General features: G+C 61.9%; 14 protein-coding genes, 1 tRNA gene and 1 pseudogene. 10 read left to right on the top strand and 6 right to left on the bottom strand.

Annotated elements, in window-relative coordinates; genetic code table 11:
* Window positions 1-143 precede the first annotated feature (143 nt).
* The 3 genes from Q0X85_RS17975 to Q0X85_RS17985 form a co-directional block, all read right to left on the bottom strand.
* On the bottom strand, window positions 144-1,418 hold the full coding sequence (locus tag Q0X85_RS17975) for a folylpolyglutamate synthase/dihydrofolate synthase family protein (protein WP_297774314.1): 1,275 nt from the start codon (window positions 1,416-1,418) through the stop codon (window positions 144-146).
* Window positions 1,415-2,368: an acetyl-CoA carboxylase, carboxyltransferase subunit beta gene (gene accD / locus Q0X85_RS17980; RefSeq protein ID WP_297774315.1), complete on the bottom strand. Its 954-nt coding sequence runs from the start codon at window positions 2,366-2,368 to the stop codon at window positions 1,415-1,417. Before accD ends, Q0X85_RS17975 begins: the two co-directional genes overlap by 4 nt.
* 63 nt (window positions 2,369-2,431) lie before the next feature.
* Complete coding sequence (locus tag Q0X85_RS17985) at window positions 2,432-3,319, bottom strand: CPBP family intramembrane glutamic endopeptidase (protein ID WP_297774317.1); 888 nt, start codon at window positions 3,317-3,319, stop codon at window positions 2,432-2,434.
* 99 nt (window positions 3,320-3,418) lie between these two features.
* On the opposite strand from Q0X85_RS17985, the gene ilvD reads away from it, so the two are divergent.
* From ilvD to Q0X85_RS18005, 4 genes are all read left to right on the top strand, one after another.
* Window positions 3,419-5,176 (top strand): dihydroxy-acid dehydratase, encoded by a 1,758-nt coding sequence (gene ilvD, locus Q0X85_RS17990; RefSeq protein WP_297774318.1) that lies wholly within the window; start codon window positions 3,419-3,421, stop codon window positions 5,174-5,176.
* A 76-nt stretch (window positions 5,177-5,252) separates the two neighbouring features.
* On the top strand, window positions 5,253-5,834 hold the full coding sequence (locus Q0X85_RS17995; RefSeq protein ID WP_297774320.1) for a hypothetical protein: 582 nt from the start codon (window positions 5,253-5,255) through the stop codon (window positions 5,832-5,834).
* Window positions 5,835-5,906: 72 nt separating this feature from the next.
* Window positions 5,907-6,665 (top strand): DUF6478 family protein, encoded by a 759-nt coding sequence (locus Q0X85_RS18000; RefSeq protein ID WP_297774321.1) that lies wholly within the window; start codon window positions 5,907-5,909, stop codon window positions 6,663-6,665.
* A 13-nt stretch (window positions 6,666-6,678) separates the two neighbouring features.
* Window positions 6,679-7,056: a hypothetical protein gene (locus tag Q0X85_RS18005; protein ID WP_297774323.1), complete on the top strand. Its 378-nt coding sequence runs from the start codon at window positions 6,679-6,681 to the stop codon at window positions 7,054-7,056.
* 2 nt (window positions 7,057-7,058) lie between these two features.
* Here Q0X85_RS18005 and Q0X85_RS18010 read toward each other — a convergent pair whose 3' ends face one another.
* Entirely contained in the window at window positions 7,059-8,456 is a 1,398-nt protein-coding gene (locus Q0X85_RS18010; protein WP_297774325.1) for a helix-turn-helix transcriptional regulator, read from the bottom strand.
* Window positions 8,457-8,589: 133 nt separating this feature from the next.
* Here Q0X85_RS18010 and Q0X85_RS18015 point away from each other — a divergent pair, with 133 nt between their 5' ends.
* The 6 genes from Q0X85_RS18015 to Q0X85_RS18040 all read left to right on the top strand — a co-directional run bounded on the left by Q0X85_RS18015 (window position 8,590) and on the right by Q0X85_RS18040 (window position 11,726).
* A complete protein-coding gene (locus Q0X85_RS18015; protein ID WP_297774326.1) occupies window positions 8,590-9,474 on the top strand; it encodes a carbon-nitrogen hydrolase family protein in 885 nt (294 codons plus the stop codon).
* Between the two features lie 83 nt (window positions 9,475-9,557).
* Entirely contained in the window at window positions 9,558-9,776 is a 219-nt protein-coding gene (gene infA, locus Q0X85_RS18020; protein ID WP_005978431.1) for a translation initiation factor IF-1, read from the top strand.
* A 14-nt stretch (window positions 9,777-9,790) separates the two neighbouring features.
* A complete protein-coding gene (locus Q0X85_RS18025; RefSeq protein WP_297774328.1) occupies window positions 9,791-10,369 on the top strand; it encodes a nucleoside triphosphate pyrophosphatase in 579 nt (192 codons plus the stop codon).
* Window positions 10,366-11,394 (top strand): ribonuclease E/G, encoded by a 1,029-nt coding sequence (locus Q0X85_RS18030; protein ID WP_297774330.1) that lies wholly within the window; start codon window positions 10,366-10,368, stop codon window positions 11,392-11,394. The genes Q0X85_RS18025 and Q0X85_RS18030 overlap by 4 nt, the downstream gene beginning before the upstream one ends.
* Window positions 11,391-11,573 (top strand): DNA gyrase inhibitor YacG, encoded by a 183-nt coding sequence (yacG, locus tag Q0X85_RS18035; protein WP_297774332.1) that lies wholly within the window; start codon window positions 11,391-11,393, stop codon window positions 11,571-11,573. Before Q0X85_RS18030 ends, yacG begins: the two co-directional genes overlap by 4 nt.
* 78 nt (window positions 11,574-11,651) lie before the next feature.
* Window positions 11,652-11,726, top strand: a tRNA-Phe gene (locus tag Q0X85_RS18040).
* Window positions 11,727-11,930: 204 nt separating this feature from the next.
* Here the strand turns inward: Q0X85_RS18040 and Q0X85_RS18045 are convergent.
* Both Q0X85_RS18045 and Q0X85_RS18050 read right to left on the bottom strand, forming a co-directional pair.
* A complete protein-coding gene (locus Q0X85_RS18045) occupies window positions 11,931-12,323 on the bottom strand; it encodes a 3'-5' exonuclease (protein ID WP_297774333.1) in 393 nt (130 codons plus the stop codon).
* Window positions 12,324-12,395: 72 nt separating this feature from the next.
* Window positions 12,396-12,542 (bottom strand): annotated as a pseudogene (locus tag Q0X85_RS18050) (IS256 family transposase); the annotation flags it as partial.
* Window positions 12,543-12,958 lie beyond the last annotated feature (416 nt).

Genomic DNA, 12,958 nt, shown 5'->3' on the forward strand with positions numbered 1-12,958 from the left:
GTCAATATGGGGTGATTCGGAAAAACGACTAAAATGCCCGCATTTCGAGGGAAAAAGCCGAATGGCACAGGATCGCGCACGCATTCTGGACGCAACTTGCATATCGCATCCGCGCTTTCGCACAAATTGGGCGGCGTGATCAGTTACCCATTTTCGCGCAGAATGCCGCCGGCGAGGTAGAGTGACCCGCAGATCAGAATGCGCGCCTCGGGGCATTCCGCCACGATCCGGTGCACCGCGTCGAGGGTTGTTTCGGCGGTGCTGGCCGTGAGACCGGTGTCGCTGGCGGCCTTTGCGGTCACGTCGGCGGGCAGGGTGTTGGCCTCACCGGGAATGGACACCGCGGTGAGCGACGCGGCCTGTGTGGCCAAAGGCGTCAGATAGCCAGAAATATCCTTGGTGTTCAGCATGCCGCAAATGAGGTGAGTGGGCCGGGCGGGCAGCGAGGCCAAATGCCGCGCGAGCGCCTGTCCGGCCGCGGCGTTATGGCCACCATCAAGCCAGATCTCGGCATCTGACGCAGCCGCTGTCAACGGTCCGGTGTGCAGGCGTTGCATGCGTGCGGGCCAGAAGGCGCGGGTGACGGCAGCCTCATAGGCCGCATCACCCATCTCAAGGTGGCGTAGTGTGGCAAGGGCCGCGCCTGCGTTCTCGGTCTGGTGCGCGCCGAGCAGGTTTGGCAAGGGCAGGTCTCGCAGTCCTTTCTCGTCCTGAAAGATCAGCCGCCCGCGTTCCTCGAATGTGTGCCAGTGCTGACCATGTGCGATAACGGGTGCGCCGAGGCGCGCGGCGGTGGCCTCGATCACGCTCATCGCCTCGTCCGGCTGCGGGCCGACAATACACGGCACGTCGCGCTTGATGATTCCGGCCTTTTCGGCCGCGATCTTGCTCAGCGTGTCTCCGAGATACTGTTCGTGGTCCACCGAAATTGGGGTGATGATCGTGAGAACGGGCGTGTCGACGACATTGGTGGCGTCGAGCCGTCCCCCGAGACCCACCTCTAGAAGGGTGTAATCCGCGCGGCTGCGTGCCATGGCAAGAAGCGCGGCGCAGGTCGTGATCTCGAAATAGGTGATCGGCTCGCTGCCGTTGGCGGCGTAGCATTCATCGAGAACGGCGGTGAGGTGGTCCTCCGAGATGAGCTCTCCTGCCAGCCGGATCCGCTCATGAAAGCGTGCCAGATGCGGCGATGTATAGGCATGGACACGTTGCCCTGCCGCCTCCAGACCCGCGCGGATCATGGCCTGAGTGCTGCCCTTGCCATTGGTGCCCGCGATATGGATGACGGGCGGCAGGTCCTTTTGCGGATTGCCAAGCGCATCGAGCAGGCGCCAGACACGATCAAGGGTGAGGTCGATGATCTTGGGGTGCAGCGCCATCATCCGGTCGAGGATGGCGTCCGATGTCGTGGCGTTCATGTTTTGGGAGCGTCCTGCGGCTGCGGCTGCGCCTCGCCGCTGTCCGGCTCGTTCGCGACTGTTGTGGCATCGGGGGCGGGCAGATCGCCCTTGATCGGGGGCGGCATGTCCAAAAGCATGCGCGTGATGCTGATAAGCTCGTCGCGCAGTTTCGTGCGCGGCGTCACGCGATCGAGCATGCCGTGATCCAGTAGGTATTCGGCGCGTTGAAATCCCTCTGGCAGTTTCTCACGAATTGTCTGTTCGATCACGCGCGGACCGGCAAAGCAGATAAGTGCGCCGGGCTCGGCAATTTGCACGTCTCCGAGCATCGCGTAAGAGGCGGTGACGCCCCCGGTCGTGGGGTGCGTGAGGACCACGATATACGGTAAACCCGCCTCGCGCAGCATCTGCACCGCGACGGTGGTGCGGGGCATTTGCATGAGGCTCAGGATGCCTTCTTGCATGCGCGCGCCACCGGCGGCGGAAAACAGGATCAGGGGGCGCTTGAGTTTGACCGCTTCCTCGGCAGCGGCGATGATCGCATTGCCGACATACATGCCCATAGAGCCGGCCATGAATGAAAAATCCTGCGCGGCGGCGACGATGGGCGTGCGACCGATCTCTCCGGTGGCGACAAGCATCGCTTCCTTTTCACCGGTTGCCTTCTGGGCGGTGCGCAGACGGTCGGGATATTTTTTCTGATCCCGGAACTGCAAAGGGTCCGTCGTCGGCAGCGGCACGTCCACTTCGGAGAAAATGCCCCCGTCAAACAGGGCGCTGAGCCGCGCGCGCGGCGTGATCGTCATGTGGTGGCCGCAATTGGTGCAGACGTTGAGGTTGTCGGTCAGCTCGCGGTGAAACAGCATGCTTCCGCAATCGTCGCATTTGGACCACAGGTTCTCGGGGATTTCGCGGCGTGAGAAGATCGAATTGATCCGCGGGCGCACGTAATTGGTGATCCAGTTCATTTGGGGCCGGTCCCTCTGGTAGACATTGCGCAATCACATAAGCGGGGCGTGGGTGAAATGCAATCAGCCGCGCAAGGCGAGGCGAATGGCGAGCCAGCCGCATATGAGGATCAGGACATCAAGGGGCATCATTGCCCACAGCACAGCCGCGTCATCCATTGAAAACGGATAGGCGTAGAGCGCGAGCCCGTCGAATTGGCCACGTGGTGCCGCAATGAGCATGGCGCTGAAGTTGTTTACGAAATGCAAGGCTGTCGCCGGGCCGAGCGTGCCAAAGCGCGCGGTCAGGTCGGCGGCGGCAAGGCCGAAGGCGGCCGCCCACGCCACGACGATCCAGGCGTTGGCACCAAAGCTCGCATAATCGAAATGCAGCAGGGCAAAGCCCAGCGAGGGCAGCAGCATCCAGATCAGCGGCGAGGCGAAGCGGGCCGCGAGCTGACTCTGGAGATAGCCGCGAAAGACCAATTCCTCTGCAAAGACCTGAAAAAAGAGGCCGGCAAGCGCAAGCGGAAGAAACATGAGCCAAACGCCGGGGGCAAGATTGGGCTGCGGGTCCATGCCTTGGGGCATCGGTAGAAAAAGCAGCGCGCCGTAGAGCAGCAGCATCGCGCCAAGGGCGCGGATGAATTGATGCAGGGCACGTGCACGCGGGCCGATGATGCTCGCCATCGTGCGGCGGTGGACCAGCCGCAGGGTGATCCAGAGCGCCAGAATCAAGAGGCCGAACACGAACAGGTTGATCAGCACGCCTGCCGGGTTGGTGGCCGCCTCAATGCCTGGCGAGATGCGCGCCCATGTCTCGGCCCCGAAGACCAGCGGCAAGAGCGTTGCATAGCCGAAACTGAGCAATAGAAACACCGGCACGCCAAGCGCCACGCCGACTACGAGGCGGCCCGGATGAGCGGTGGCACGGGCTGGGGCAACAAGGATTTCATGGGCGGCGTATTTCATCGGGCGCACGCTATCGCCGGGCTGGCCGGGTTGCAATCGGCTTGCCCCGGACGCGTCACTGGCCTAGACCGATTTTCAGCTAATTCCGGGAGGCCCCTCATGACCAAATTCGACAAAGCCAAACTGCCCAGCCGTCACGTGACCGAGGGCCCCGCGCGCGCGCCGCACCGGTCCTATTATTACGCGATGGGCATGACAGAGGCGGAAATTCACCAGCCTCTGGTCGGGGTCGCGACCTGCTGGAACGAGGCCGCGCCCTGCAATATTTCGCTGAACCGGCAGGCGCAGGCGGTCAAGGGTGGTGTGAAAGAGGCGCATGGCAGCCCGCGCGAATTTACCACGATCACCGTTACCGATGGGATCGCCATGGGGCATGAGGGGATGCGGTCCTCTTTGGCGAGCCGCGAGGCGATTGCCGATACCGTGGAGCTGACAATGCGCGGCCATTGTTACGATGCGCTCGTCGGGCTGGCAGGGTGCGACAAGTCCTTGCCGGGCATGATGATGGCGATGGTGCGGCTTAACGTGCCCTCGGTCTTTATCTATGGCGGCTCTATTCTGCCGGGCAAGGCGCCGCAGATCGACGAGATACCGGAGGATTTCCGCACCCGGGATCTGACCGTGCAGGACATGTTCGAAGCCGTGGGCCGGCATCAGAACCACGAGATGTCGGACAAGGCGCTCGATGCGCTTGAGCGCGTGGCCTGCCCCTCGGCGGGGGCCTGTGGCGGGCAATTCACCGCTAACACGATGGCCTGTGTCTCCGAGGCGATTGGCCTTGCTCTGATGAATTCGTCGGGAATGCCTGCCCCCTATGAGAGCCGTGATCAATATGCCGAGGCCTCGGGGCGCGCGGTGATGGACCTGCTGGAGAAAAACATCCGCGCCCGCGACGTGGTGACGCTCAAGAGCCTGCAGAACGCCGCGCGCGTGGTGGCCTGCACCGGTGGCAGCACCAATGCAGGGCTGCACCTGCCTGCGATTGCACACGAGGCCGGAATTGACTTTTTCCTCGAGGATGTCTGCGACATCTTCCGCGACACGCCCTATTTCGTCGATCTCAAGCCGGGCGGCGCCTATGTGGCCAAGGATCTCTATGATGCGGGTGGCATCCCCGTCGTGATGAAGGAACTGCGCAAGGCAGGGCTGATCCATGAGGATTGCATGACCGCGACCGGGCGCTCTATCGGCGAAGAGTTGGACCTGATTGAACGCGAGGCGGATGGCAAGGTGATTTATCCGATAGACACCCCGATCACCAAGACCGGCGGTGTTGTGGGGCTCAAGGGCAATCTCGCTCCGACCGGGGCCATCGTGAAGGTTGCGGGCATCGCGCCCGAGCATCAGGTCTTTACCGGCCCCGCACGGGTCTTCGAATGCGAAGAAGACGCGTTCGAGGCGGTCAAGGCGCGCCAGTATGAGGAGGGCGAAGTCATCGTCATCCGCAACGAAGGGCCCGCAGGCGGCCCCGGCATGCGCGAGATGCTGTCGACAACGGCGGCATTGTCCGGGCAGGGCATGGGCAAGAAGGTGGCGCTGATCACCGATGGCCGGTTCTCTGGCGCGACGCGCGGTTTTTGCGTTGGCCACGTTGGACCAGAGGCGGCGCATGGTGGGCCGATTGCGCTGATCGCCACCGGAGACATGATCACGATTGACGCGATCAAGGGCGAATTGTCGGTGGATCTGTCCGACGAAGAGCTCGCCAAGCGCAAGGATGCCTGGGCAGGTCCGCGCGAGACGATCTATGAAAGTGGCGCGCTGTGGAAATACGCGCAGCTCGTGGGTGAGACCTACAAGGGCGCGGTCACGCATCCCGGTGCGGCAGCTGAGCGCCATGTCTACATGGATCTGTGAGGGGGAGAGGGCCGGACGCTACGGCGTTGGTGCCCTTTTTCTGATAGCCGTCGCTTCCCTGACGGGTTGTTTGAAAGTGCCCGGAGAAGGCACATCGGCACTGCGTTCGGTGCCGTTATATGGCGGTGATGTGGTTGTTGAAGGGCCGCGCGGATATTGTATTGACCCTACAAGTCTAAAGCGCGGCCTGACCGGCAGCTTTGCCTTGCTTGCCAGTTGTGAGAGCCTGACGGGGCAGGTGGGTGTCATCGTCGAACCTGCCGTCATGACCGTGTCGGTCTTGCCGGCTCGTGGAGCGGCGCAGCAACCCGATGCCGCGTCAATGGCGCGGGCGCTTGCCCCGGTCGAGGTGCGTGTCGCGGAGGATGGCGATGGGATTTCGCTCGTTCAGGTGATGCAAGGCGGCCAAGAGGCATTGCCCGGCGGCGATCCGGTGCATTGGCGCGCGGGCATGGTGATCAACGGGCATCTTTTGGGGCTCGCGGTTTACGGGCCCAAAGGGGGCGGCGTGTCAGGGCGAATGGGGCGCGAGATGTTAAGGGATCTGGCGGAGGCGTTGCGCGAGGCGAGCCCGACAGCTGCCGTCGCGCGACAGGCACGGCCGCCGCGCGCCAAACGCAAAGGGGTATTGGGTGCATTGTTTCCTGTTTCGAATTAATGCTATGCACAGAACAGGGACTTACAATACCGATCATTCCCGCGTGCGAGGTCTGGCAAGGGTGCGCTCTGCATGAAATTATTGGACGTGATGACGCATCGTCGCAGTCTGCGCAAATGGCGGCAGACCGCACGTAACGCGCCGATGCTGGATCTGGGCGGTTTGCGGCGTGCGCGAGCGCGGGCGCGCAAGCTGATGTACTCGCTGAACGAAGTTATCTCTATCGCCGACAATCGTCTGGCCCTCCCGATGATCGGGTCAAACGCCTTCTCGCGCCCGCATGGCACGGATTGGGCGTGGCGGCCAGAGTTGTGGCGCGAACCTTTGCCGATTCCCGGCATGGCAACCGTTCAGTCCAAGTCGATGCTGGGGCGTGAGGTGACGCTGTTTCACGATTGCGCAAGATCCGAGCTTTGCCTGCGCCAGTTGCGCAACAGCCGCGAGGCAGATCTCGCACCTTATGGGCTTCGCATGGACGTTTTCGCGTTTGACGGCTCGTTTTTGTCACTGGTGCTGGATTTTCCGCAGCAAGCCGTCGAAGGGCTGACCCGGCGGCATCTGTTGCGAATGGATACCATCGTAGAGCTTGAAAAGCCGTTGGAAATCTTTGCGCGGCTCAATATCAAGCACGGACCCAACACCGAGCAGATCGTCAGAGAATTGCCGCTCAACGAGGAAGAGATCATGGTCGAGTTTGATCTGGCCTATTCCAACCTCAATGAAAAACGGGTGGAGCGGGCGTGGATCGACCTGATTTTCGAGAATCCCCAGATGAGCCAGCTGGTCCTGCGCGATGTGACATTCAGCCGCCGCCCGCGTGCGGATCTGTAGGAAAGGAGCGGCGATGAGCGAGATGATACTGACCAAGACGCGGCTTTTCGAAGGGGTCTGGGAAGGCGTGCTGACCCGGCGCGAAGAGGGTGAATTTTCCCCCGATATCGAAGTGACGCATCAACAAGAGCCGGTCGAAGGGGTCGAGGTTGTCGAGAAGCCTGAAGAAAAGCTCTGGGTGGTACGAGTGCCTGTGCCACTGGAAAAAATTGCCGACGGTGTCCAGACCTTTGTGATCCGCGACCGGCAAAGCGGCGAGGTTCTGGAAAGTTTCGCGCTGTTGGCGGGGGATGTTCTGAGCTACGATATCCGCGCTGAAATGGCGCTCTTGCGTGAAGAGCTGGACCTGCTCAAGCGCGCCTTTCGCCGTCATTGTCTGGATACGATGTAGCGCTATCCGACGCGATAAGGCAGCACGCCACGCTCGTCCGGGGTCACGAGCAGGCGCCGTTCGAGCGGCGGGACAGAGCGCTGATGGCAATCCGCGCGTTCGCAGATCCGGCAAGAGATGCCGATCGGTTCGAAGGCGCGGGCGTTGGTCAGGTCAAGATCGTCGGCATAGACCAGATCGCCTGCATGTTTCACCTCACATCCGAGGGCAATGGCAAAGCGCCGGACCGGTGCGCCATAGCTTCCTCCGGGTTTGCTCACATCCCGCGCCAGACTGATATAGCGCACGCCGTCCGGTGTTTCGGCCAATTGCCTCAGAAATCGGCCCGGTGTCTCGAAGGCGCGGTGCACGTTCCAGAGCGGGCAGGCCCCGCCAAAGCGTGCGAATTGCAATCGCGTGGCCGAGTGACGCTTGGTGATCGTCCCGGCTTGATCAACTCGAACGAAGAAGAACGGGATGCCTTTGGCATTGGGCCGTTGCAAGGTCGAGAGACGGTGACACACCTGCTCTATGGACGCGCCGAAGCGGTTTGCCAGAACTTCCAGGTCGTGCCGCGCCTCCTGTGCCGCAGCCAGAAAACGGCCATAGGGCATAAGCGCGGCCCCGGCAAAATAATTGGCCAGCCCGATCTTGGCGATGGAGCGGGCGGCTGCGGACTGGAAGCGGGCAAAATCGAGCGTTGCCTCCAGCAGTTGGTCCTGCGTCACCAGTGCCAGTTGCAACAAGAGCTGGAACCGCCGCGTCTCGGGGGCGGCGCGCGAGGACAAAGTCAGAACGCCTGAGGCCCGGTCGTAGTGGCGCAGACGCGCTGTATCGGCCTCGACCACCGTGAGGCCCAATGCCGCGAGACGGCCCGCCGCCTGCTCGTATATCCCTTGCCGCGCACCGCTTGCGGCAAAGCGCTCGGCGGCATGATCCACGGCGTCGATGTAATTGTCGCAGTAGTGAAAGAAATCGCGCACCTCGTCCCACGGGCTCGACTGACCATGTGAGTCGTCACGTCCCAACGCCTCGTCCAACGACGCCAGCCTCTCATGGGTTTGCCGATAGGCGCTATGCAGTTCGAGGAACGCGCGTGCGAGGGCGGGGGCATTGGACGCTGTCAGGCGCAGATCGGCCAGGGGTGGCGGCTCCTCCCCGAAAACGGGGTCGGCCAGCGCCTCGCGCATGTCGCTGACCATGCGTTCGGCATCGCCGGTGGACAGCTCTGTCACGTCAAACCCGAATTCCTGTGCCAGCGCCAGAACGACAGTTGTGCTGACGGGCCGGTTGTTGTTTTCCATCTGGTTGAGATAGGGCAGCGACACGCCCAATTTGCCGGCGAAGTCCTTTTGCGTGAGCCCAAGCCGTTGCCGTGTCTCGCGCAGCTTGGCGCCAGCGTAGAGTTTTTGCGTTGCCATGACGTGCCTTTGCAGCTTTGCGTTCTGGACAGGTTATATTTGCAAAGAGGTGGCGGCAAGCTCTGATGCCCCCCTTACAAATCTGCGCCGTGGGGTTTAAATTGTGCATCTGACCACAGACCGGAGCGTAACCATGAAAATTGCCACCGCCGCCTATCCGCTCGACCCGCTTGGCTCTTGGGCCGAGTATCGCCGCAAGATCGCCGATTGGGTGGCCGAGGCGGCAGGACAGGGGGCCGAACTGGCGGTGTTTCCCGAATACGGCGCGATGGAGCTGGCGATGCTCAGCGGGGCAGAGGCCGCAGGCGATCTGGAGCGGTCGCTGCATGCGGTCTCGGACGTGATGGCGGATGCCAACGATTTGCACGCCGATTTGGCCAGCCGGCACCGTCTGCACATTCTGGGGGCCTCTGCCCCGGTGTTTGATCCGGCGTTGGGTGAGCGACCTGTCAACCGGGCCATGCTTTTCACGCCAACGGGCGCACGCGGCGCGCAGGACAAGCAGATCATGACCCGCTTTGAGCGGGAGGAGTGGGGGGTCGTGCCCGGTGGGCCGCTGCGGCTGTTCGATACCACGCTCGGCAAGATCGGAGTCCTGATCTGCTACGATAGCGAATTCCCGTTATTGGGCAAAGCGTTGGCGGATGCGGATCTGATCCTCGTGCCGTCCTGCACCGAGGCGCGCGCTGGATATTCCCGCGTCCGCATCGGGGCGATGGCGCGCGCGCTGGAGATGCAATGCATAAGCGTCATGGCATCGACCGTTGGCGCGGCCGCATGGTCCCCCGCAGTGGACGAGAATACCGGGATGGGGGGGGTCTTCGGCCCGCCCGATACCGGCTTCCCGCCAACGGGCGTGATCGCCGAAGGCACGCTTGACCGCCCCGGCTGGACCTTCGCCGACATCGACTTGGCACAGGTGGCGCATGTCCGGGCCGATGGGGGTGTTCTCAACCGTCGCCACTGGGACGATCAGCATGGCCGGGACGTCACAGTCACATCTGAACGTTTGCGGTGAATAGACCCTTGAAAATTGCGCGAAACAGGCGCATTTACTAGCGCGTTCCGCAAGCTGGCGGAGTGCCAAAGCAAGGAGAGACCATGGCCAAGGAAGACACGCTCGAATTTCCCGGTGTCGTCAAGGAACTCCTGCCCAACGCGACATTCAGGGTCGAGCTTGAAAACGGCCATGAGATCATCGCGCACACGGCAGGCAAGATGCGCAAGAACCGCATCCGCGTTCTGGCGGGCGACAAGGTGCAAGTCGAAATGACCCCCTATGATCTGACCAAGGGTCGGATCAACTACCGCTTCAAGTAAGCGTCTGATTTTTCATGCGCTTTGTTCTCGGATCGGGAAGCCCGCGCCGCCGCGATCTATTGGCGCAGATCGGTGTCGTGGCGGATGAGATCCGCCCGCCCGATATCGACGAGACGCCTGCCAAAGGTGAGCTGCCCCGCTTCTATTGCGCGCGCATGGCGCGAGAAAAGGCGCGGGCCGTCACTGCGGACGACGATGATATCGTGCTGGCTGCGGATACCACCGTCGCACTTGGGCGCCGAATCCTCGGCAAGCCTGAGTCGGCAGGTGAGGCAGCACAATTCTTGTTGGCCCTGTCGGGACGTCGCCACCGTGTCATAACGGCGGTCGCCGTGCGTCGTGGTGCGCGGCTCTGGGAGCGGGATGTCGTGACCGCTGTCAGGATGAAGCGTCTCTCGGACGAAGAACTCAACGCCTACCTCGCCACGGATGACTGGCGGGGCAAGGCGGGCGGCTATGGCATCCAGGGACCGGCCGGTGCGCTTATTCCTTGGGTAGAGGGGTCGTTCACCGCCGTTGTCGGTCTGCCGCTCACTGAAACCGCTGGCCTTTTGCAGGCCGCAGGCTACCCCGTTTGGAAAGCGTTCACATGACCTCCTCCCGCACCATCGCGCTTGACCATCTGGACGGTGCTGAGGCTGCCGCGCTCTTGGTGGGGGGGCGGCTGGACGATCTCCTGATCGACACCGACCAGCCCCGGCCCGGCGCCATCTACCGCGCGATCGCCGATCGCCCGGTCAAAGGACAGGGCGGGATGTTTTTGCGCACGCCGGATGGCGCGGCGTTTTTGCGGCAGGTCAAAGGGCTTGCTCCCGGCCAGCCGCTTCTCGTGCAGGTCACGGGGTACCCCGAGCCGGGCAAGGCGATTCCGGTCACCGCCAAGCTGCTCTTCAAGAGCCGCTATGCTATTGTCACGCCCGATGCGCCGGGCCTTAATATCTCGCGCGCGATCAAGGATGAGGACCTGCGCGACAGGCTGCTAGAGGTTGCTCATGCAGAAATGGGCCAGAGCCCGATGGGTCTGATCCTCCGCTCGTCCTGCGAGGCCGGACAGGCAGATGACATCGCCGAGGATATCCGCGCGATGTGCGACCTCGCCGAGGCGGTTCTGGCGGATGCGTCGGGAGCCGAACCTGAAAAGCTTACCGAAGGCGATGGCCCGCATACGCTTGCCTGGCGAGAATGGGTGTCGCCGGCGGACGTGATGACCGAGCCGGGATCCTTCGAGGCGTCTGGCGTGCTCGACCAGATAGACAGTCTGGGATCTGCGCGCGTCCCGCTGCCAAATGGTGCCTCGTGCTATGTCGAAGCGACGCGGGCCTTGGTTGCTGTAGATGTGAATACCGGCGGGGACGCGAGCCTTGCGGCGGGGCTCAAGGCCAATATCGCTTTGGCACGCGAACTGCCGCGGCAGCTTCGGCTGCGCGGTCTTGGGGGACAGATCACGCTCGATCTTGCGCCTATGCCGAAAAAGGATCGCCGTACCTTCGAGTCCGCTTTGCGTGCGGCTTTTCGTCAGGATCAGGGCGAAACTGCCCTTGCCGGATGGACGCCGCTCGGGCATTTTGAGCTTCAACGCAAGCGTGACCGATTGCCCTTGTCCCAAGTGTTGAGATGACCTGCCCGATCTGCCAGAAACCCACCGAAACCCGCTATCGTCCGTTCTGCTCGAGACGGTGCGCCGATATTGATCTTGGGAAATGGTTCGGCGGAGACTATGCCGTAGCGTCGCACGATCCGGAGGATGTGGAAAAGGTCGTTGATGCGCTTCTGGCCCATGAAGAAAAACCGCATTGAAAATTTTACCAAACCCTATGGACACCCCGCGCGCCCTCGCCTAAGACAGCCGCACCCGAACGCATACGCGTTCCCCGTGCCCGGGTAGCTCAGGGGTAGAGCAGTGGATTGAAAATCCTCGTGTCGGTGGTTCGATTCCGCCCCCGGGCACCATAATTATATTATTAAGTCATTGTTTTAAAGCGATAATTTAGGAGGGATGGGAGTCTATATCCACCTAAATATCCCCTCTTTGCGCCTCCATCGATAGGAGTTCGTTAGAGCGGCACCTTCATTCGGGTAAGACCAGTCAGTAGCTGACTCATCACGAAGGATCATTGCGAATTGCAATAGACCTACTGGCTCCGATGTCGAACGTCAGCGCAGCAAATCTCCCAAGAACTCTGACACCGGCGTCACTCCAGACATCCAAAGGTGATCCCGGGCGCGAGACGCCACGACGTAGGGCAGGTGTCGCTCGGTATTCATGATCTCGTCGAGCCGCGCCTCGTCGTTTGCAGACATCAGACGCTCCTCGAGCGGGACGATATCCTGATCAAGCGCCAGCACAGCGACGGCACGGTATTCAGCGTCCTTGGCCTCGTGCATCGGCATCACCCGGACAGGCAGCAGCGGCGTGATCTCTGCAACGAGGCTGGAGGTGCGAACAAGGCACATGACGTCGTCATGCGGAACACCAGCTTGCGCGAGGTTTTCGAGCCATGCGTTGACCGCCGCCACCTCTTCCGCGCGTGTGTCAAAGCTATGCACCTCCGGGGCCGTCCCGTCAAAGACGGATGTGACGCCGAGGAGCTATTGTCGAGTCTGGTGTCCAAGCGATCCTCATGCAGCGGCTTGATCTTGGGTTGAAGGCTTGATGCCGTTGACGAAATCGACGCCTTGGATGACGTCGGCGAGATGGGCAAAGCCGCACAGTTTGCGCCAGCTTTTTTCCGCGCATTGCCCGAGCTTGAACATCATGTGCAGCATGACCGCTTCTCCTCGTCCGTCCAAAGCCGTTTCGTCCGACGCGCCATCATGCCCCATAGTGTCCTCCACTATCTCGTGGTGGACACTATCAAGCACCCTCTATGCGCGGCAGAGCAGTGACACCGGACGCTTACTTCCGTTCGCGACCTTGGACCGTTAAGGTGGTAAGAAACAAAGATAACGGCAGTGAACTGGCAGGCCCTAGCACATGGCCGGTAAATACGACGAGCTTACTCACGCGCAACTTGTCGAACTGCTGGAAAAGCGCGACCGGACCAAGAAGCTGGGACTGAACACCTTATGTGTCTTATCCCTGCTATGAATGCCCCGTCGCCGTTCCCGGCCAGGACCGGCGACGGGGTAGGATACAGCGCTGAACACCTTGTGGCATGACCACGTTCTCTAGCAGGCTGATC

This window comes from uncultured Roseovarius sp., assembly GCF_947259555.1.
Taxonomy (GTDB): Bacteria; Pseudomonadota; Alphaproteobacteria; order Rhodobacterales; family Rhodobacteraceae; genus Roseovarius.